The following is a 19902-nucleotide window of genomic DNA, read 5'->3' as shown; positions in this document are numbered from 1 at the left end:
GCGCGCCGTCACGGCACGTAAGCGCCGCGCGCGTTGAGCGTGCGCTCGGACTGTTCGAGCTGCGCCACGGCGCCCGCGCCCTCCAGCGCGAGCAGGTGCGCGACGAGCGACTCCGCCAGCGCCGTCGCCGCCACCAGCGAGGGGAAGAACGATGGGCTTTCGTGCGTGAAGATCAGCACTTTGTCGGCGTTGAGGGCGATGGGCGCAACGGCGCTATCGGTAATCGCGATTAGCCGGCTGCCCTTTTCGAGGGCAGCCTCGGCCACGCGCACGGCTTCCACCGAATACGGCGCGAAACTCACCACGATGGTCGCGCTGTCGCGCTCGATGGCGAGCAATTGCATTTCGAGTGTGCCGGCCTCGCCGCCCAGCAGCGACACCGAGGGCCGAAAGAGCCGGTAGCCGTACACGAGGCCGAACGCCACCGCGTAGCACGAGCGAAAGCCCGCCACGTGCACGTGCTTCGCTTTCTTCAGCACGCGCGCGGCCTCGACCATGGTGCGCGCGTTTTGTGCGGCGCTGGCATCGAGATTGTGCTGCTGGGCGGCGAGCAGATCGCGCGCGAGCGCGTCCTTCGCACTGCCCGCCACGAGCGAGCGCGCGCGGCTCGAAAGCGGCTCGGGGCGCGTGCGCACGCGCGCGACGAACAGATCGCGCAACTCATTCCAGCCCGGAAACCCAAGCTGCTGCGAGAGCCGTACGAGCGACGCGGGCTGCACCTGGGCGCGCTCGGCGACCTTGCGCATGGACGACACGGCGACTTCGTCGGGATGATCGAGCAGGAAGGCAGCGCCCGTCTGGAATTGCGGGCTCAGATCGGAGAATCGTGCGCGAATGAGCACGGCAAGCTGGTCGAAGCTTTCTGGCATGCGGATGGCGAATGGCTAACGGGCAGTGAACGACAACAAATGTTACCACTGGTGTTGCGAAACGTTGTCAAAACGCTTTCACTGTGGTGATTCGCAAACGAATCCTGTCCTGTCGTAATTCAACCTGTCCCAGCAATATCTCGCAAATTGAACTGGCCTGAGGCTCACGACACCAAACAAGGATTCGCAATCCAAACTGGCCTGACAGCCGTAACCTATTGATTCGAAAACACGCATTGCGAACCTACCGTGAGGTATCGAACATGCATGAAGAAGCGCCTCATGGCCGTTGTAATATTTACAAACGAGAGCACCCTCCCCGAACGCAAACTAGGCCGATGCAAGACCGCCGTAAAATCAATGGGTTAGCTGAAGCACTCACAAACAAAACTGGCCTGCGCAAATGCAGTTGCAAACGATATCCGGCCCGACAAATTTTCTATAATTTACTGATTTTAAAGGACTTTCTCCAGCGTTCCATAACAATGCCGGTTGCCGACAGAAAGTAAGTACGAGGCGCAGCCGTTTTGCGCGGAGCCGAGTAAACCTGAATTGAGCTCTGACAACAGTTAGTCGAGGCGACTGGCTACTCAGTCAAGCAGTTGGGTAGACGAGACGCAATCGCGGCAGTCAAAGCCATAAGAAACGTGGTTGGCCAGGAAGCATGGGATAGCTTGCGCGGCGAAGAAGTCACGCCTGGCGCAAGCATCAAGACCGATGAACAGATTCTCGCCTACCTGCGCGACACCGCTGGAACGAACTATCATCCGAGCTGCACCTGCCGCATGGGCAACGGAGATGACGCCGTCGTCAACGCAGAAGGCGGCTTGCACCTCCTCGGCTTAATCACTTCGACGGCGGCGCATTGCCTCGCCCGCCACCCGACGGCTTCCCTGTAGTGCTAGACCAATTCCCACGCGGGAAACCTGTGCTTGGCCGGACACCACAGCTTCGCTGGATACCACCACCACTCCTTCCGCCCCCATTACTGCCGCTACGACTGCCACCATCGCTGCTTCCTTTGCTCATGCTTTGTTCCTTGAGTGAACCCAGTTAATACCGGCAGGATGAAGTATCAGCATAAGGGACATGGTTGTTGGTGGCACACCGCGCGCGGTTTGCGTTTTTGAGCGCTGCGCGCACGACCGGCAAACGCTGCTTCCAGCTTCGGTAGCGGAAATTCCACGATTATCTTGCACAACAAGTCCGTGATGAGTGACTCCCCCCTTTCCCCGGATTAGTGCTCGCGAGCTGCGCTGCCAGCCCCGAAGCCCACGGGACGGTAAGAGAATATGATTTTCCAATCCACTGCGATTCTCGCGGTTTGGCAGATTTTCTTTCTGTGGCTGACAATATCTCTGGCGTCGGCGGAGACTGATATGCGAGTCCTTGTACTGGGCAGTGGAGTTGTTGGGGTGACAAGCGCGTTCTATCTTGCGCGCGCTGGCCACGATGTCGTCGTCGTCGACCGGGAACAGGGTCCTGCACTCGAAACGAGCTTCGCGAATGCTGGACAGATTTCGCCTGGCTACGCAGCGCCGTGGGCTGCGCCAGGCGTGCCGCTTAAAGCAGTGAAGTGGATGTTCCAGAAACACGCGCCGCTTGCAATTCGTCCGGACGACGAAGACAAACAGTTTCAGCTTCAATGGATGTGGCAGATGCTGCAGAACTGCACGGCCGAGCGTTACGCCATCAACAAGAACCGCATGGTCCGACTCGCGGAATATAGCCGCGATTGCCTAAAGGCGCTGCGGGCCGAAACGGGAATTCAGTACGAGGGTCGCACGGGCGGCACACTGCAGGTCTTCAGAACGCAGCAGCAGTTTGACGGTGCGACCAAGGACATCGCAGTTCTGAAAGAAGCGAACGTCCCGTATGAGTTGTTGTCCCGAGACCAACTCGCTCGGGTGGAGCCGGCACTTGCTGCCACCGCGCATAAGTTGACCGGCGGACTGCGCTTGCCCGGCGATGAAACGGGCGACTGTCAACTATTTACGACGCGACTCGCTGCACTGGCTGCGCAGGCGGGCGTGACCTTCCGCTACAACACGCAGGTCGATGGTCTTGTGGTCGAGGGCGGCAAAGTCGTCGGTGTACGCCATGGTGCCAAGCTCATCCACGCAGATGCGTTCGTCGTCGCATTCGGGTCCTACTCGACGAACTTCCTGTCCGGCCTCGTCAAGATTCCGGTCTATCCTCTCAAAGGCTATTCCATCACGGCTCCTGTCGTCGACGAAGCACGCGCACCGGTCTCAACAGTGCTGGACGAGACGTACAAGATTGCCATCACACGCTTCGAAAAGCGCATCCGCGTCGGCGGCATGGCTGAAATCGTTGGCTTTGACAAGCAACTGCGCGAGGCGCGTCGCGAGACCCTGGAGATGTGCGTCAACGACCTCTTCCCTGGCGGCGGCGATACATCGAAAGCGACCTTCTGGACCGGGTTGCGTCCGATGACGCCGGACGGAACGCCGATTGTCGGCCACACCGCAGTGCCGAACCTCTATCTCAACACCGGCCATGGCACGCTCGGCTGGACCATGTCCTGCGGCTCGGCGCAGCTTCTCGCAGACCTCATATCCGGGCAGAAGCCTGCCATCCAATATGACGACCTGAATGTTTTTCGCTACGCGAAAGAATCGGAAGCACCGCGCAATTTTCAGCTGAGCTGAGCGTTGCGCCACGGTGGTCATCCAAAGGCGGCACGCATGGCGAGCCCAGCCCGCCATGCAGCGCGTCCGATGTGCGGCGTTCGCATTGCGTCCGACAGTAGTAGGATAATCGTTCGTCTTCACGCCACGTGCGATGCTTCGCGCCGCGCTGGCCTGACGCTTCCGGATAAGGAGGACGTATGCGCATTCTGATAGTTGGCGCAACCGGACTACTCGGCAAGGAAATCGTTTGCCTGCTCTCGTCCGAGCACGAGGTTATTGGTGCCAGCCGCCACGGCCCCGACCTGTCCTTGGACCTCGCCGACAAGGCGTCCATCGCCTCAATGTACCAGCAGCTCGGAACCGTTGATGCCGTGATTTGCGCCGCAGGTGCGGCGAAATTCGCACCGCTTGAATCGCTGACGGATGAAGACTTTGCGTTCAGTCTGGCCAACAAGCTGATGGGCCAAGTCAATCTCGTGCGATGCTCGGTCGGCCATGTTACGCCAGGCGGGTCCCTGACTCTAACCAGCGGCATTCTCTCCCTGCATCCGGTCACAGGAAGTGCTGTTGTGGGCATCGTGAATGCGGGGGTCGAGGCGTTCGTCCGGTCCGCAGCTCTCGAACTACACGGCAAGGCACGGGTGAACGTCGTCAGCCCTGGCTGGGTTTCAGAAACACTTGCCGCGATGGGGCAAGCGTACTCGGCAGGTACTCCCGCCGCGGTGGTAGCCCAGGCGTACAAGCGAAGCCTGGTCGAGGCCATCACGGGACAGGTCATTCCAGTCAAAAAGCCGTGAAAGCGGCGCCGCCAGCGTTCAACGCGCTTCCGTAGCAGCAATGGCGTTCGACTTCAGTCTTGCAGTTTCGACTCGTAGCGAGAGGGCGACTGGCCCCGTTCAGGCTCAAGGGTAACAAGTAACGACACGGGAAGCGACTTCGCCCATAGGCGTTCACCAGTCGACGGCACTTGCAAAAAGTTTAAGGCTCGGTGGTTGTGTCCGAAGCCCGCCACACCTGACGAGCAATGCATCTATATGGTCCAGTGCGGGTATAGGGTCACTCATCGAAATCAGCGAGCGAGCCAAGTCCGTATGGGCGTGAAAGTAGCTGTCCCCCGATACGACCGGCTCCATAAACGCCAGGAGCTGCGTGATTTCAGTGAGCAGTTCCCCCCGAACCACAGGCAGACATTCCAAGGCACGCCTGCGAAGCACGGCGGCCAGCACAAGATAATCGCTCGGTCCGATTTTGATGTAGATATCATCCATTCCAATTTCGCCCACGATGCCTGCAACAATTCGGAAAGTGTAGTCCGACCCGGTGGCAGGCGGCCTGTCCGAAAGGCTGGAGTTCTCGACAGGGCAAGAATCAGGAAGTGCGGCAAATAGAGGGCTCTTCGATAATACCGCAACGCGCCGCCCGACCGACGATACGCGGGACACCGACAACTCACAGCGTCAATGCGCTGCGCCGCAAGTAGCTTGCGTCCGAACTGCGCAAGTTTTTAATGGGACGACAGTAACCCTTTTACTCGCGAGACTCCGGGTCGCCGAGAGCGCGGTTGATTGCAAAGATGGACGCGTGAACTCGCCGTCGGTGCGCGCGGTGAAACAAGAGTGCTGCGCTGCCACATGTCCATGTCGCGATAGCCCGGTAGAAATTGCCGAACTACAATTAACGCGGATTGGCCTTTTTCCCGCAGACGTACATCCACAAGAGGTGGCATGCCCAAAGAATCCCGTTCAGGCGAGCCAAATCACATCCAGCGCTTCGGTGCGCCGGTGACTGAGAAGCTCGATGCGCGTCGGCGCCGTTCCCCGGACTTTGCCGCAGAAATCGAGGCGCTGCATGTTCTGACCCGGGCGCTGAACGTATCGGATACCGAAATGCTCCAGACGCTCGTCGACATCGCGCTGAAGCTGTGCAACGCTGGCAGCGCCGGCATCAGCCTGCGAGAACGTAATGCGCGCCAGCCCCAAACGTTCCGCTGGGTGGCCCTGGCGGGACAGTGTGCAGGCCTCGTTGGGCACCTCCTTCAATCCGACGACAGCCCGGCGGCGGTCACGCTTGAACTGGGCTCGCCGCAGCTGTTCGCATTCCCCAAACGCCAGTTCGATTGCCTGGCAATCGTCACCCCGGAGGTCACTGAAGAGCTGGTCGTGCCGGTTCCCGGCACACCCGAGCCGTGGGGCGCGCTGTGGGTCATGGCTCATGATGAGCACCTCCACTTTGACAGCGAACACCGCCGCATCCTGACGAGCCTTGCGAACTTCACGTGTGCTGCATTGACCATCAAGCAGGCGAAAGCCGATGCGGAAGCACGCGCTGAGGATGCGGAAGCCGCCAGGAATGCGCTCTCCGCGGTCGAAGCGCATCAGGTCGATTTCATCGCGACGCTTGGCCACGAACTGCGAAATCCGCTCGCCCCAATTGACACCGCACTTGCGGCAGCGCAAAAGCTGGCAGCCGGCAATGCTGCCGTGCTATCGGCGCTGGCCGTCGCCAACAGGCAGGTGCGGCAACTGAAGCGCCTCGTGAGTGACCTGCTTGACACGTCACGGATACGGCACGGCAAGCTGTCGGTCCGCCCAGCCATCGGACTGCTAGGAGACATTGTCAAGGACGCGATGGCCGCCGTCACGGAAGAGGCAGAGAGACGTCAGCAACAGCTGCATGTGACGCTGCCCGCGTATCCGGTGACGGTCTTTGCGGACGCGGCCCGTCTGACGCAGGTCGTCTCAAACCTGCTGTCGAACGCCGTGAAATACACGCCAACGGGTGGTGAAATCACGCTCCGGGTGGACGCCCCCGACCCGGGTACGATACCCGAGGACGATTCGACGCTGAGAGAAGCAATCATCACCTTGCGTGACAACGGAATGGGCATCGCGCCGGACGTGCTGCCGCACATCTTCGACATGTTCGCCCAATCGCCGTCCGCGCGAACGCGCGCCCAAGGCGGCCTGGGTGTTGGTCTGTCCGTTGTCAGATATCTGGTGAACGCCCACAGAGGGGAGATTGCTGTCCGCAGCGAGGGTGAAGGTACGGGTACAGAAGTCACGGTGCGGCTGCCCATCGTCTGCAGGACACAGCTCGAACACGCGGCGGCAACCACGCACGGCATATCTCCAGCGCGCATTTTGCTTGTCGACGACAATGCAGATGCCACCGAAGCACTCGCGATGTTGCTGACACTCGACGGTCACGAGGTCAAACGTGCGCAAACCGGACTGGAGGCGCTCTCGATAGTCGAGTCGTTCATGCCCGATATTGCGCTCATTGACATCAATATGCCAGGCATGGATGGGCACGAACTGGCGCGTCTGCTGCGTGAGCGTGAGCAGTGCTCGTCGACCCGTCTGGTTGCACTGAGCGGTTACGCCTGGGCGACCTCGGACCCGGCAGCCGGCGAGAGCGGATTCGACTGCCACCTCATCAAGCCGCCCTCGCTTGAGGACCTCGCCGATGTCTTGCGTGGTTTGCCCGACCACTAATACAGCCAGGGGCTGCGGGACGGCCTGCCCCGACACCGTGACGCATCACCCAATTCCCTGCCCTCATCCGGTTCGGAATCAGCGCTGCCAGACCAATCACTCCATCATGAATGCAGCTGGGACGACCTGATTGACCGTGAGGTATCCAGCAGCGTACTGACCACTTCAATGAGACGCGCAATCGGTATGGGTTTCCGCAAGAAGACGTCCCACAACCGTTCCCTTGAACCAGGTGGCTGCGCGGCCGAGAGCATGACAACAGGGAATGGTGGCCGTCACTTTGTCTGTCTTAAGCCAGCGGCATAGACCAATACCATCGACACCTGGCATCATCCAGTCGGTCACGATGAGGTCGGGTCGCTCGGCTTCGGTGATGGACTCGGCGGCTGCTCCAGTGAGCGCGGTCAAAACCCGATATCCTTCGGCCTCCATAACTATCCGAAGCGGTTCCAATATTTTCCGGTCATCGTCAACAAGGAGAATCGTGTCCACGGTAACTGGGTGTACTGCCGAGGGTACCTACATATACCGCAGCAACATTCGTTCCCATGCATGTTGTAACTGGTTTGGTAATCGAGCAATGCGCCCTCCGAACTGTCGTGAACGGAGTTTGCGCCGCCGTGAAAGGTCGTCCGCCGCGAGGCACGGGAGCACGTGCTCCGCGATTACCTCGCGATGGGTGGCCATGCAGTTGAACCTGAACGCTTAGCAAAGTCACCCGGGTGGCCACGCCGGGAAGTCTCCCTCTCGCGAATCACACTGGCGAGCCGCACTTTTGCCCAGGAACGAAGGTAGCGCCGGGACGTTCACGTCCTCATTGATTTCCGGCCAGAACAATTGCTGATGGTCCATCGAGATGGCGAAGTGTTCCCGCTCCGCTGCCGTTGCGGCCTGGAGAACTGGAAACCAGTCCAGTGGGAATGCAACGGCCCCGCCATCGGACATGTCGAGAAACAGCTGTACGCCGTCGAAGCGCACGCCCACCGCAGCAGCTTCCATGGCCGCCTCCTGCACGGGATGCACCGTAGGTCGTGCAGGACAGTCACGCACCGCGGTCCCACTTGAACGACTTCGGAACCGCCGACTCAAAAGAACAGGGCCGTTCGGCCTCACGTATAAGCCTCAGCGTATTGAACCCCATAGAAAGCGGACTCGGCGCTCGTCCATACCTCGTTGCGCCGTCGCTCGTCGTTCGAACTGGACTCGAGGCGAGGAGAACGCAGATGAACAAGCTCGTTCGTTTTCTGGTCGCTGTCGGGCTTGCCGCGGGGTCGGCCAGCTTCGCGCAGGCGGGTGGTGTGTCTGTAGGCATCGGCGTCGGCATCGGTGTGCCGGGCTCCGTGTATTTCGGTCCGACTGTTGTCTATGCGCCGCCGCCCGTCATCTACGGGGCGCCGGTGATATATGGCCCCTGGCCCGGATACTATAGTTATCCCTATTGGTACGGCGGATATCGAGGCTATTATGGCCGCGGTTACTACGGCCCTGGTTACTATGGGCCTGGTTACCATGGACGTGGTTACCATGGACGTGGTTACTACGGGCATCCCGGGTGGCGCTACTAGAGCGGACGAGTGACCGTTTCCGCAAGTGTCGCACGAGAAAGTTTGCTGCCAGTAGTCGTGCTTCCTGGTCGCCATGCTGTCGACGGGAACTGGGGTCACGGTGAGCGCACCTCGTCCGATGGACTACCCCGATACAAGTCGGCTTTCGAGACCTTTCGAAGGCCGATGGCGGGCTCGCTACGCGACAGCTCACGTCGCCTCTCGGCGTTGTTCAGCTACTTGCAATTTCCGTTTCATACTGCGCAGTGCTTGGCTAGCCCCTTCACACGCGCTGTCAATTCCGTTTGTCGACTCACATCGGCTGGATGTTGGCGGCCTGCTTGCCCTTCGGGCCCATTTTCACATCAAAGCTGACCTTCTGGCCTTCCTGCAGCGACCTGAAACTTCCCGCGGTGGCTGATGATTAAGCAATGCGGATTGTTTGAACCCTAGCTCGAGGGGTCGAGCCCCGGTTCCTTTTTGTTTTCGTGTCGAAATTTCGTACCCACATGGCAAAGGGTGGGATTCTCGCACTGCCACAAAGTAACCTACACAGCGCGTGCCCGCGTGACAGCCACGAGTACACCAGAGAAGCCGCAATGCGCGGCTTTTTCTTTGCTTGGGTGGCAGTCAGCAGCGACCTATCCTGTAAGTCCACCTGCCACCAGGAGACTCGCCATGCAACCCCATGCAATCGACGTGGCCTTCGATGGTCCAATGATGTACATCGACCTGTCTGACGGCCGCGCTATCCAACTGCCCCTGCGCCTGTTCCCAATTCTTGACGATGCGTCCAGCGAACAGCGCGAGCACCTCGCAATTTCTCTGGACGGTCAGCAGCTGTTCTGGCCCGAGCTTCACGAGGACATGAGCGTCACGGCCCTGCTCAACGCTGCCGCGCGCAAGACGATGCATTGAATTCTTTAGAACACGCTTGGAGATGGCGGTTGCGGCCTGCGGCGCAGCCGCCCGACAAAGCTGCTTCAGCCGCTAACGAATGCGGCACGCCTCACCTCCACGCCGCATGGGTAGCTATGACAGCCGCGATTTAGCAGCGGGAAGACGTGGTGAATTCGTCGAAGTACATTCGCTCGAGTGAAAGCGTTATGCCAAACGCTGAGGACGGCTGCGGCCCATTCGCTCCATGGAATTGCACTTCTCCATGCTGGTCGACAACGATGACCTCTTGGGCGCCACCTTCCAGATACGCCGTGACTCTTGGGCCGATGTCCTCCGGAAACTCGCGGTCGAGAAGCACCTCGACGCACAAGTCCGGCACAAACGGCATTGGGTCCGGACCTTCCCGGTCATACCCTTCCCACTTTTCAGGCGGCATCCAAACCACGTCAGGTACGCGAATGCCGAATGACGGCGTCATCACGGCGACCGCCATTGCCGCCACGTGGCCAATCTGCTCGGCGATTTGGCAGTAAACGTCGGTCAGGACAATCTGGCGTCTTGCTGACGGTTGAGGATGCAGCACCGTTTCACCTCGACCATCCAGTTCGCAGCATGACCCCGAATCAGAATTGCGGTGAATCCGACGCCAGGTTGCAACGAGTCCGTCCAGCTCGAGAAGAGTAGACACAACGACAAGCCTCCAAAGGGGAACCCACTAAGGGTAATCCCTTTACCGGCGCGTGAGAAGCGATAAACAATTGTGCGTCGCACAATCGACTCATGCGGCGTGCATGAGATGTGCTATTTTGCCGTTATCGGGCCTGATGATTAGGCCCAGCGCTCCTCGCGACAAGATGACCGAGGTCTGGGTCTGAGTTTTGCCCCTATTTATGCTGCATAGCAGCATAAAGACTGCCCGAGGGGCGTGACGACGAATTATCGCGGCTGACGAAGGCGGATTCGCTTGGGTGCCGTGCTACCGTATTCGATTGAAAACGAGAAGTGAAATGAAACTCGATGAGGAGACCTTCCGGCGGCTGCGCCGGCTTGCCCCGGTACTGGACGACATACTCAACGCAGGAGAAGTCGAACATGCAGACCAGGCGGCGAATCTCGCCGCACTCGCGCAACTATGCTCGACGCTGTCCGACACCTACCACTCCATGCATCCTGATGAGCCGGCGCAAGCTAGCGTCGACGGGCACGAACAGCAAAAATAGCACCGTGTTCTCCACGCTCGCGAGTGTCCTCGCCTTTTTCGTTGTCGCGCGACACCGACGCCCCTTGCTGAGCCGCGGCCGATGGTAGCGCCGTCATAAGCTATCCATGCGAAATCATGGCCATTGATGCGTATTCAGCCCGCTAACTAACATGTAGACAGACTAGAACGCCTGGCGACACACGTCCGGAGCGCGGGTGTTGCCCTTCTGCGGATTCGATGCGGCGAAGTGTTCGTCTGAATCCAACATCGCGTCGCTCTTTATCCCGCGATACGCTGGACGCCGATTGCGCCGGAAGCCCGGTAAACATGGGCACCCGGACGAGGCCGCGCCCATCGGCACAGTCTTTGCATGACAACGCCTGCCCGATTCTCTCTCGCCGCCCATCCAACGGAGGCCAACGTGCTGGCAACGAAAGCATTTACCGAAACCTGTGTGATTGACGGCATTGCCGTCACACTCACGTTCTTTCCTGACACCGGCGTATTGCGAATCACCGACGCCTTTGGTCGCCGAATTAGGGAGACGCGGTGGTCTTCGTCTTGGGACAACCTCATCACGACGCTCCGCGAGGTCACCGCCCTTCTGGCGAAGTGCTAACGAAATGGGATACGCTCGAAGCATGGCGTCCACAGCGTTCTGTCGGTCTCGACATCTAGCGAATCGTTTTAGCGAGTGGGCAATCTAAAATACACCAGCCCGTCCCTTGGCGAGCAATAGTTGTCAGAGGATAGCGCCCACAGCCATACGGTGCGCACGCGTCCACCCTGAGCCGGAGGCGATGCAGGCAGCCCACGCAATTGCCAGTGGAACAACGTGGACGACTCGGTTGCGCCACTCCTCCGTACCATACCGCGGGACCACCGTCGGTACACAGTCTCCGTCGGTGAACTTGTAGCGCCGACCAATTCCGAGGAAGGCCATGGACCAAGCAGCGTATGAAGGCGCAATCAATCGGTTGATTGCGGCGGCAGAATTAGTGGCGGCTGGTGCATCGGAAGAGCAGAGGCTGAGGGCTCTCGAGATGGTGGCATTCTTCAAGCTTCGACGGGGACCTTTCGGCGAGCCAGGTGTTCCGCAGATTTCGAACGAAGAACTGTTCAGGGAAACCGCGACGGCGGCGCTCACGATGGCGGGACGCAAGGAACTCCTCGCGGCAGCCGCGCTTCTCGACCAAGCGCGGACGCTGGTCGGGGGCTAGCACTCGAGATACAGCAGGACAGCGCTCGGGCCGACTGAATTCAGTTGTGCTAGCGACCCTTGGCGCTCCACTCACGCCCCAGCACCGCCCGTTGGGTCGGGCCGTAGTGGCGTCGGCAGAACTGGCGATGGCCCCCACATCTCGACCTTAAAATTAGTCGCAAATGTGCGGAGTTCCTGCTCCAGCGTACGCCATGGCCCGTCCGCGAATGCCGCCCAGTCGCTCGTAGAATTCCAGCAACTGGTCGTTCGAATCTGCGGTGTGCCGAGCATATTGCGGTGTGCCCGGAGCTCGACCAGGCCGGCCTGCTGAATAGTCATTGCCGCTGCCTTCTTCGCCCATTCGGCATAGGACTCCAGATTCGCGCCTGGCTGCAGGTCGTACGTATTCGTCACCTCAATCATGGAAGTCTCCTCAACGATGGATTTGGGTTCCCGCTGGCGCCTGTACGCTACCGGTTCGCCCGTATGACTATGCGCTGCGTCTCTGATACTGCCGTCGTTCACCGCAGTCGGTCAAGCAGCGCTCCGGGCGATGACTCCAGCAATGGCGCCGATGGCTTCGGTGTGTTCGAACTCCCCTTGATAGAGGCATCACGAAGCGTGCGCCAGGCTGTCGGGAAACGGCTTTAGGTCCCCGACCGTCGCACGCTGGGATACCTGGTCTGCTTTGCCAGTTGAGCGTGACGGCCGCGGCCCGGTAAGTGCCGGCCACTTACGTGAAACTCGAGTCTCTGGAAAGGCACGTAGCGCAGAGGTAGTGAACGTCCTGGACGACCGGCTTCCGATAGTCGAGGAACCAGCCACGGGTCAAGTTGAAGAGCTGCACAAGGTCTGCCTCGGCCTGGGGAAAGGGCAAGTCGAGCGCGTTGATGGCGACCACCAGGCAAGCTTCGATGAGTTGCGCACGCTCAAGCCAATCACATGAGGCGCCGTTGGAACTTAACCACATCTGCGCCGACTCGATGAGATGGTCGGTGCGCAATCATTCGCCACTGCGAGTAAATGCGAAGAGTTGCCCGACGACAAGGAACGTGAGTAGCTCCGCCTTCGTTTCGTCATCCAGCTTATTCATTTCTCGCCTTCCGCTTTCGGCGTAGCTGCACTGCCCTTCGACGCACGTGGCGGCATGGGGACGCCTCAGCATGCATTAGCTCCGCCGGGAATAGATTCAGGAATGAGCGCTTCGTCCGTGGAGCTGCTGCTGAGCCAGCCCTCGTAATCCGTTGGGCGCACAATGACCACCTAGCGCTTTTCATCACCAGGTTTGTGAAACCTACGCATGAGGGGACGGTCGCTCGAGTTCACCGCAGCCGCTGACTTCTGACCAATTGATACAGTCAATCGCGGGTCATCGGCTGGTTGACAGATTATTGTCACACCATATCGACAGCGCTGCAGGGCTTTCCTTACGGCACACAGAAAGTGACAGATATGAACGCAGACTATCAAGAGACGAAAAACGTACAGGTCACAGTTGACGGTGTAGTGCGCGAAGGCCGCTTTCGCGTCACGAGCGGCAGCGTCATTGTCTATTACGAAAGCGAAATCAAGTTTGCGCCACATGGCATGAATCGCCCGGAAGCCGTCGCACGATGGCTGCTGAGCGACCTTTGCCGGAAGGCCGACGCGAGGGCAATAAAGAACGGGACGCGTGGTGATTAGCTGCAGGCGAACGCTCGGTTGCGCTGCGGATACGTGGCCAGTCGAAGTGGAATGCGGGCCGGCCATCGGCGGCACACGGCCCGCAACGGTCCTCCAACACCTCGCGGCGCCAACGGCCCACTCCCGAAGCAATCCAGTCGTTCGCTCATGCAGCTTTTACTGTGGCGAGGCAGGAGGTCCCATCCTGTACTGCTGTTGCCACTTCATGTTGTTCAGAACGCCGCTCCTCACCAGGTCATCGCAGCGCGAGCGCTCGGTCAAGCCGCGCCGCATCTCGGACCGGATAACGTCATGTACTGTCACATTCGGTTGATATACAGGACATGAAATCCGCGTAGGAGATTGATTTGGACGTTCGAAAGTCAGTGTTACACGTCGAAACTGCAACGAAACATCCATTTGAGAGCTGCTTCATTGACCTCGGCGGGCACTCCGCGGAACGGGCGCTTACTGTGCTCACTGCCGCGGTGCACGCTGCGCAACGCGAAATGAATGCCTTTGACTGGATTACAGATGCGCTTCCCGGTGCGACTCTCAAGCCGGCCCTGGCATTCGGCACCGTTGGTGAACTATATCGGTCATACACAAGACCAGCTGAGCTGTGCCGCCTGCAAGCAGTGCGGCGCGCCTGACCCCGGCCTGGACCGAAACGTACTCTTGACGAAAGGTCGCTGGGGCCGCGGGACTAGGAGTCCATCGCACGTGCTTGGGATGGAAGCGCAGTTACATATTCAATTCCGGGGAGGTCGAACATGTGGGCCAGGCTGTGAAACTCGCGGCGCTCGCACAACTATGCTTCACCCTGTTCGACGCTTACTGCTCGATGCATCTTGAGCAGTAAGCGCTCCTATCAATCGCCCTGAGTTCGCACATCCTGGCGAAGCTGCCGGTACACCTCATCGACCAACAAATTGGCCAGCCCTTTGAATACTGTTTCCTGTCTCAAGGCTTGGTCGGTCATTGCACCGTGATTTTCCAGGGCATCTACCACGGCATTATTCAGCTTGGTTTCATAAGCCCGTTGCTGAAGGCGTCCACCGTATCGTTCGCCTGCGCCTGCTCTTGGAGCGAAGTGTCATCTAAGGTGCTACTCATTGATGCCGGCCGCGTCTTCGCATTTGCCGGGCAAGGATTCTGCGGGCTGCACGATGGCCGGCCTGGCGAAAGCGCTCAGAAAAAGAACTTATGCGCAAGGTCCGCCATACCAATCACGATTTCAAGGGCAATAAGCCCTATGACATACCATTCGAGGCGGTGAACGTGCTTGGTTTCCGCGATTTCGGCCAAGGTTTGCGCAGTTCCCGAAATTAGTTTCAGCTTGCGTTCAAGCGCGGCTTGTCGCTCGTGCAGTTCGTATTCGTCCTCCAATAGTGCATAGAGGCCGCCGAGCTCCGGGTGTTCCCAAAGGGTCTCCGGCTTGTCACCGATTTCAGCCCGGCCGACCATGCGGTGTTCGATTAGGAGCATCCCGCCAATTTTTGAGAGTAGCGTTTTGGCGTCCGCGCTCACCTTTCCTGTTCTTGCCAGCTCCGATGCCAACGGAATGATGCTATCGAACTCGCTCGCGGTCTTGTCTTCGTACATGGACAGCACAAGGCTCTTGCTGAGGCTGTCCGCTATCACCTGGGCCTTTTCCAACGTCAGCGCATCGAGCCAGACTGCACCGCCTTGCACCCCAACATTCGCCTTGCCGGTCTGGATGGCGATTTCTTCGAGCTGAGGTCGCCCGTAGGCGTTGACCAGCAACTGAGCTAACGACGAGAGAAACCGTTGTTCATCACCAAGCGACACACCCAAAAGCACGACGACGCCGTACCTGAAAAGAACGGCGATGCCGTCAGCCCCCCCTACAGTTACCGTTAGCGGCGTGGTGGCGAGTGAATCGGTGATTTTGAAGTTCTTGAGTTCAATCCGGTCGGCGATGAGATGGGCACGCGCCTGTACCTGCGGAAGTGAACTGATGGCGAGATTCGACATTGGGTCACTTCAATTCGTTGAAGTCATCGAAAGTATAGGTGTGAATCTCAGCGGTACGTCACGTTTCGACCGACAACACTTCATTCAAAACTCGTCGGGAAGAGTTTCGCTTGCAGGCATCGCGTCGAATCCAAACAGCATGCGGAGCAGGCGAACCTTGTCGGCGGTCCCTTCGAGCTTCGGCCGAATACGAGCCTTCAAGTCATCGAAATGCTGTTCCTTGAGGCGCAATTTGCGTGTGTAAAGTGCAAACGCAAACTCGCAGGCGGCCTCGCCTTGTCGGCGGTTGTGTTGCTCGAAGATGTTGGCCAGCAAGTCCAGCATGAACTGGCTGGCGCTGGCCTTCCGCGAGTAGTCCAGCTCGCTGGGTCGCGCGCATCGCAATAGTGCTGCCTGAATTGCCCCATCGTTGTACCGTGTAAAGTTCTCCGGATTGAGGATGACCTGCTGGAACGCGTCCGTGGCGAGCCGGTCGTCGAGAACGGGCAGTCCGTCGGGGCGGACAAGCTCTTCAAAGTGCTCGCCGGGCTGGGCCTCAAGGTGCTCGTGCTCACGCCCAACCAGGCGGAGGACGCGCTGGCGGCGCTGCAGAGCAAGGGGAGTATCTGATGGACGAGCACTTCCTGCGCGTCATGACGAATGGTACGGTCGTCGGGCAGCTTGGCCACAATGCCAGGGAGATGCAGTACAGCTTCCAGTATGAGCAGGCCTGGCGGGACAGCCGCGAGGCATTCTCCCTATCGCCGCATATCTTGCACACGGGGGAGCCGCCGGTGCCGGGGGCAGTGCACCGCTTTCTCGAGAACCTGCTCCCCGAAGGCCGCGCGCTTGAGGTCGCGTCCTACGTCAACAACGTGACAAAGACCAACGTGTACGGACTGGTGCGCGCGCTGGGCGCCGAGCCTGTCGGTGCGTTCAGTTTCCTGCCGCTCGACGCGCATACCGCGCAGGCAGAGGCGATTCGCCGGGCGATTCCGCTCGAGGAGCTTAGCGCCCGTATAAAGGAGCGCGACACCGTTCCGTTTCCCGTGTGGGACCAGAAGGTACGGTTGTCGGTGGCGGGCTTCCAGGACAAGCTTCAGGTGATGGTCGAGGGCGAACGGATATCCCTCGTGGACGGCAGGCTCAGTTCGACGCACCTGCTCAAACCCGAGTCGCGCAGCCCACACTCGCCGTTTCTGGTTGCGAACGAGCACTTCTGCATGTCGCTCGCACGGGCAATCAACTTGCCCACCGCAGCAGTCGAGATTCGTCGCATCCCTGAGCCGATTCTACTTATCGAGCGGTTTGACCGCATCGTCAGATACGCGTCCGCGAACGACCCGAGCAGCATCCACTCCGTTGACCGGGTGCACGTCATAGATGGTTGTCAGGCACTGGACGTACCGTCAGGGCTCAAGTACGAACGCAACTTCGGCCACAACAAGGGCGTCGCGAATATTCGCGACGGAGTGAGCTTCGAGAAGCTCTTCGCGCTCGAAAAGCACTTTGAAAACCCGGCGGCCACAAAATCCTTCATGCTCCGATGGGCCATCTTTCAGTTGCTCATCGGCAACAGTGACGCCCATGGCAAGAACCTGAGCTTCTTTCAGCGCCGCACGCGCCTCGCACCCGCGCCGATGTATGACCTCGTGTGCATCAACGTCTATGGCGACGGCGGGAAGGTCGAACAGGAGATGGCAATGGCGTATGGCGATGTCTTCTTGCTCGATGAGATAACGCCTTACGCACTGGCGGACTTTTGCAGTCGAATCAAGATGCCGCCTGCCCTTGTTGCGCGCGAAATGAAGCGTCTTGCAGACGTCGTATGCAAGTTCGCGCGTGTGCGGGCGGAATCGCCGGTCTACGTCGGGGAGGAGCGAGCGATGGTAAAGCGCATTGCTGATTTCGTCTGCCGCCAGGGTGAGCGGCTGATGCGCCTGGCGCCCGAGGTGCCGAAGGTCGCCCCGGAATTGCTCCGGGAGCGCCGATGACCGATTCGCGCACGCGCACGTTTTCCCTCGCGGGTACGCAGATTTCACTCAAGAAAGCGGGCACACGCACAGGCAGGCGTCCCCCCGCTACGGCGAACCTCGCTCACCCCGCCTGCTTCAACCGCCTGCTCCGCCTCGCCCGCCGCGCCAGCATATTCATGCCTTCGACGAACGCCGAGAACGCCATCGCCGCATAGATATAGCCTTTGGGAACGTGAGAGCCAAAACCGTCGGCAATCAGCGTCATGCCGATCACAAGCAGAAAACTCAGCGCCAGCATGACGATGGTGGGATTCAGTTCGATGAATCGCGTCAGTGGCCCAGCCGCGAACAGCATCGCCGCGACCGCCACGATCACCGCGATATACATGATGGCCAAGTGCTGGGTCATGCCGACCGCGGTCACGATGCTATCGACGGAAAACACCAGATCGAGCAGCAGGATCTGGCCGATTGCCGCGCGCACCGTGAGCCCGGCCGGCGCGTCGCCGCCCGCTCCAACGTCTTCGTCATGGGCGACGTTGTGATGAATTTCCTTCGTCGCTTTCCAGACGAGGAAAAGCCCCCCGCTGATCAGCACGAGATCGCGCCACGAAAAGTCATGATCGAACAGCGACACCGCTGGCTGGGTCAATTGCGCGATCCATGCCACGGCGCCCAGCAACGCAAGGCGCATCACGAGCGCGAGCCCGATGCCGATCCGCTGGGTGCGGGTTCGATGCTCCGGCGGCAGCTTGTTGCTGAGAATGGCGATAAAGACGAGGTTGTCGACGCCGAGCACGACCTCCATGACCACGAGTGTCACGAGGGCGGCCCATGCTGAGGGATCAGAGAACAATGCGGCGAGGTCGTCCATGCGCGGTGAGCCGTCCAGGGTAGCGAAGAGATCGATTCTACGGTCGTGCGGCCACGGCGAGTATGTGCAGCATATTGCAATCGCACAATGGGACCAAAGTCGTATTTTTCCGGTGCTTCAAAGCCGGCTATGTCCGTGCCACAATTTTCCGGCGCTCGCATGCCACGACGTCGTATGCTCCGTGTGAGCGCGGCCGCACGCCGGCCGGGACTCTCCGGCCCCACCCTTCGACGGGAAACGCATCATGAGTACAAACAATCGTGGGCTCATTGCTACATTCGCCGCGTTGCTTCTGGCGGCGTCGCTCGGCAATGCGTCGGCAACCGAACAGGCGCAGCAGCGCCGTGCGGGCCGCGACGTTCGCCAGGATACACGCCAGGGCTCTCGTCACACCAAGCAGGAATGCCGCGCCGCCAATCAGACCAGCAATGCGCAATGCCGGCAGGACAAGCGGCAAACCAAGCAACAGGGCCGCCAGACGGCCCGCGACATTAAATATTGACGTGAGCGATGCGCGCGCAACGGAGGGGCTTCATGCGTAGTAGACCAGCCAGGCCGGCACGGCGCCTGGCCTGCTCCTGCTTGCTCGCGGTCCTGCTGCTGCCCTGCCACTCGAATGCCCAGACGGCCGCTGGCCCGTTATCGGGCAACACCGTCGTTGGCGGCAACGTGAAGCAGCATGCGGACGCCGTGCTCGCCATCATGACCTACACCACCGTTCCCGACGTCACGACCAGCAACCTTTCGGTCAATAGCGGCTCGACCGGCAATCCGGGCTTCGGTCAGACGCAGTTCGGCGGCGGCTTCACGCTCAGCAAGTCGTTTCCGCTGTATCTGGAAGGCACGCTCGCCTATAGCCGCTACGATCCGATTTTCATCGCGAGCGATGGCACCCAGCAGCGCGCGATACCGACCAAATGGAACACCTTCAGCGGCACGGTGGGCATCGGCTGGGACTTCCGGATCGCGGACGAACTGGTGTTCCGTCCGATCCTGAACGGCACGCTCGGGCGCGTTTCCAGCGATCTGAAAGTCGGGCAGACGATCTTCAATCACGTCACCGACCGCAACCTCGAGTTTCTCGAGAATGGCTCGCTCGATGCGTATGGCTACGGCGGCTCGCTGATGCTCGATTACGAGCACTATCGCGAGAACTACGAAATCGACGCTGAATTACGGGCCACCGATATCTACTTGCGCAGCTTCGGCGGCAGCTCGGCGGCCGTGCAAGGTTCGGCGATGGCGCAGCAAATAAGCCTGTGGACCCGCTGGCGCGCGCCGACCGGCTGGCATGCGCTGGACCGGCCGATCCGCTACGTGCTCGAAGGCGCCTACTCGCACTATTTCGGCGACAGCGCCGGCGTGCTGGGTTTCAACGACCTCACGTCGCTCGGCGTGGGCCTCGAGCTCGACAGCAGCAAATACCCCATCATCATCACGCGTACCCGCGCGATGGTGCGCTATGTGTTCGGCCACAACGTGCACGGCGTGTCGTTCGGATTCGCGATGAGCTTTTGATGCGCCATTCGCGCGCGAGGATATGAGACTAA

Annotated in this window: 22 protein-coding genes and 2 pseudogenes; 14 read left to right on the top strand and 10 right to left on the bottom strand. The window is 59.8% G+C overall.

What is annotated here, in order from left to right; translation table 11 throughout:
* Positions 1–8: 8 nt before the first annotated feature.
* Positions 9–869: a MurR/RpiR family transcriptional regulator gene (locus NH14_RS05105; protein WP_035521027.1), complete on the bottom strand. Its 861-nt coding sequence runs from the start codon at positions 867–869 to the stop codon at positions 9–11.
* Positions 870–1468: 599 nt separating this feature from the next.
* Between NH14_RS05105 and NH14_RS05100 the strand changes: the two are divergent.
* The 3 genes and pseudogenes from NH14_RS05100 to NH14_RS05090 form a co-directional block, all read left to right on the top strand.
* A pseudogene (locus NH14_RS05100) lies at positions 1469–1768 on the top strand (GMC oxidoreductase); the annotation flags it as partial.
* Between the two features lie 480 nt (positions 1769–2248).
* Positions 2249–3541: a D-amino acid dehydrogenase gene (locus NH14_RS05095; protein ID WP_035521736.1), complete on the top strand. Its 1293-nt coding sequence runs from the start codon at positions 2249–2251 to the stop codon at positions 3539–3541.
* A gap of 179 nt (positions 3542–3720) precedes the next feature.
* The gene (locus tag NH14_RS05090) at positions 3721–4320 is read left to right on the top strand and encodes a short chain dehydrogenase (RefSeq protein WP_035521031.1); all 600 of its coding nucleotides are present in this window, start codon (positions 3721–3723) and stop codon (positions 4318–4320) included.
* 153 nt (positions 4321–4473) lie between these two features.
* On the opposite strand, the gene NH14_RS05085 is transcribed toward NH14_RS05090, so the two are convergent.
* The gene (locus tag NH14_RS05085; RefSeq protein WP_035521032.1) at positions 4474–4791 is read right to left on the bottom strand and encodes a hypothetical protein; all 318 of its coding nucleotides are present in this window, start codon (positions 4789–4791) and stop codon (positions 4474–4476) included.
* A 456-nt stretch (positions 4792–5247) separates the two neighbouring features.
* On the opposite strand from NH14_RS05085, the gene NH14_RS05080 reads away from it, so the two are divergent.
* The gene (locus NH14_RS05080; RefSeq protein ID WP_052147720.1) at positions 5248–7017 is read left to right on the top strand and encodes an ATP-binding response regulator; all 1770 of its coding nucleotides are present in this window, start codon (positions 5248–5250) and stop codon (positions 7015–7017) included.
* A gap of 165 nt (positions 7018–7182) precedes the next feature.
* Here the strand turns inward: NH14_RS05080 and NH14_RS05075 are convergent, their stop codons facing one another.
* Both NH14_RS05075 and NH14_RS05070 read right to left on the bottom strand, forming a co-directional pair.
* Positions 7183–7509: a response regulator gene (locus tag NH14_RS05075; protein WP_244143451.1), complete on the bottom strand. Its 327-nt coding sequence runs from the start codon at positions 7507–7509 to the stop codon at positions 7183–7185.
* Positions 7510–7731: 222 nt separating this feature from the next.
* A complete protein-coding gene (locus tag NH14_RS05070; protein ID WP_035521033.1) occupies positions 7732–8016 on the bottom strand; it encodes a DUF2442 domain-containing protein in 285 nt (94 codons plus the stop codon).
* Between the two features lie 224 nt (positions 8017–8240).
* Between NH14_RS05070 and NH14_RS33370 the strand changes: the two genes are divergently transcribed.
* Positions 8241–8582: a hypothetical protein gene (locus NH14_RS33370; protein WP_237179513.1), complete on the top strand. Its 342-nt coding sequence runs from the start codon at positions 8241–8243 to the stop codon at positions 8580–8582.
* A 292-nt stretch (positions 8583–8874) separates the two neighbouring features.
* Here NH14_RS33370 and NH14_RS05055 read toward each other — a convergent pair.
* Positions 8875–8964 (bottom strand): annotated as a pseudogene (locus tag NH14_RS05055) (cold-shock protein); the annotation flags it as partial.
* Positions 8965–9239: 275 nt separating this feature from the next.
* Between NH14_RS05055 and NH14_RS05050 the strand changes: the two are divergent.
* Positions 9240–9479: a DUF2442 domain-containing protein gene (locus NH14_RS05050; protein ID WP_035521034.1), complete on the top strand. Its 240-nt coding sequence runs from the start codon at positions 9240–9242 to the stop codon at positions 9477–9479.
* Between the two features lie 130 nt (positions 9480–9609).
* Here NH14_RS05050 and NH14_RS05045 read toward each other — a convergent pair whose 3' ends face one another.
* Positions 9610–10149, bottom strand: a complete 540-nt coding sequence (locus NH14_RS05045) for a Uma2 family endonuclease (protein ID WP_035521035.1) — start codon at positions 10147–10149, stop codon at positions 9610–9612.
* 319 nt (positions 10150–10468) lie between these two features.
* Between NH14_RS05045 and NH14_RS05040 the strand changes: the two genes are divergently transcribed.
* From NH14_RS05040 to NH14_RS05030, 3 genes are all read left to right on the top strand, one after another.
* Positions 10469–10681 carry a hypothetical protein gene (locus NH14_RS05040; protein WP_035521036.1) on the top strand — a complete coding sequence of 71 codons (213 nt, stop codon included), beginning with the start codon at positions 10469–10471 and terminating at the stop codon, positions 10679–10681.
* Between the two features lie 402 nt (positions 10682–11083).
* Positions 11084–11281, top strand: a complete 198-nt coding sequence (locus NH14_RS05035) for a hypothetical protein (protein WP_052147788.1) — start codon at positions 11084–11086, stop codon at positions 11279–11281.
* A gap of 322 nt (positions 11282–11603) precedes the next feature.
* On the top strand, positions 11604–11882 hold the full coding sequence (locus tag NH14_RS05030) for a hypothetical protein (RefSeq protein ID WP_035521040.1): 279 nt from the start codon (positions 11604–11606) through the stop codon (positions 11880–11882).
* 71 nt (positions 11883–11953) lie between these two features.
* Here NH14_RS05030 and NH14_RS05025 read toward each other — a convergent pair whose 3' ends face one another.
* Positions 11954–12286, bottom strand: a complete 333-nt coding sequence (locus NH14_RS05025; RefSeq protein ID WP_035521042.1) for a hypothetical protein — start codon at positions 12284–12286, stop codon at positions 11954–11956.
* A 355-nt stretch (positions 12287–12641) separates the two neighbouring features.
* Here NH14_RS05025 and NH14_RS05020 point away from each other — a divergent pair, with 355 nt between their 5' ends.
* Both NH14_RS05020 and NH14_RS05015 read left to right on the top strand, forming a co-directional pair.
* Positions 12642–12809 (top strand): hypothetical protein, encoded by a 168-nt coding sequence (locus NH14_RS05020; protein WP_161790821.1) that lies wholly within the window; start codon positions 12642–12644, stop codon positions 12807–12809.
* 506 nt (positions 12810–13315) lie between these two features.
* Complete coding sequence (locus NH14_RS05015) at positions 13316–13546, top strand: hypothetical protein (protein WP_035521046.1); 231 nt, start codon at positions 13316–13318, stop codon at positions 13544–13546.
* Between the two features lie 1170 nt (positions 13547–14716).
* On the opposite strand, the gene NH14_RS05005 is transcribed toward NH14_RS05015, so the two are convergent.
* Both NH14_RS05005 and NH14_RS05000 read right to left on the bottom strand, forming a co-directional pair.
* Entirely contained in the window at positions 14717–15523 is an 807-nt protein-coding gene (locus tag NH14_RS05005) for an RMD1 family protein (protein ID WP_035521048.1), read from the bottom strand.
* An 84-nt stretch (positions 15524–15607) separates the two neighbouring features.
* A complete protein-coding gene (locus tag NH14_RS05000; RefSeq protein WP_152617032.1) occupies positions 15608–15847 on the bottom strand; it encodes a hypothetical protein in 240 nt (79 codons plus the stop codon).
* A gap of 284 nt (positions 15848–16131) precedes the next feature.
* On the opposite strand from NH14_RS05000, the gene NH14_RS04995 reads away from it, so the two are divergent.
* Positions 16132–17496 carry a HipA domain-containing protein gene (locus NH14_RS04995; protein ID WP_052147721.1) on the top strand — a complete coding sequence of 455 codons (1365 nt, stop codon included), beginning with the start codon at positions 16132–16134 and terminating at the stop codon, positions 17494–17496.
* Positions 17497–17599: 103 nt separating this feature from the next.
* On the opposite strand, the gene NH14_RS04990 is transcribed toward NH14_RS04995, so the two are convergent.
* Positions 17600–18352: a TerC family protein gene (locus NH14_RS04990; protein ID WP_035521052.1), complete on the bottom strand. Its 753-nt coding sequence runs from the start codon at positions 18350–18352 to the stop codon at positions 17600–17602.
* Positions 18353–18596: 244 nt separating this feature from the next.
* Between NH14_RS04990 and NH14_RS04985 the strand changes: the two genes are divergently transcribed.
* Both NH14_RS04985 and NH14_RS04980 read left to right on the top strand, forming a co-directional pair.
* Positions 18597–18854 (top strand): hypothetical protein, encoded by a 258-nt coding sequence (locus NH14_RS04985; protein WP_035521054.1) that lies wholly within the window; start codon positions 18597–18599, stop codon positions 18852–18854.
* A 32-nt stretch (positions 18855–18886) separates the two neighbouring features.
* Complete coding sequence (locus tag NH14_RS04980; RefSeq protein WP_052147722.1) at positions 18887–19870, top strand: hypothetical protein; 984 nt, start codon at positions 18887–18889, stop codon at positions 19868–19870.
* The last annotated feature ends 32 nt before the right edge of the window (positions 19871–19902 follow it).

The organism is Paraburkholderia sacchari, assembly GCF_000785435.2.
Taxonomy (GTDB): Bacteria; Pseudomonadota; Gammaproteobacteria; order Burkholderiales; family Burkholderiaceae; genus Paraburkholderia; species Paraburkholderia sacchari.
The sequence above is the reverse complement of the archived record's forward strand: the minus strand, read 5'-3'. Positions and strand labels throughout refer to the sequence as shown.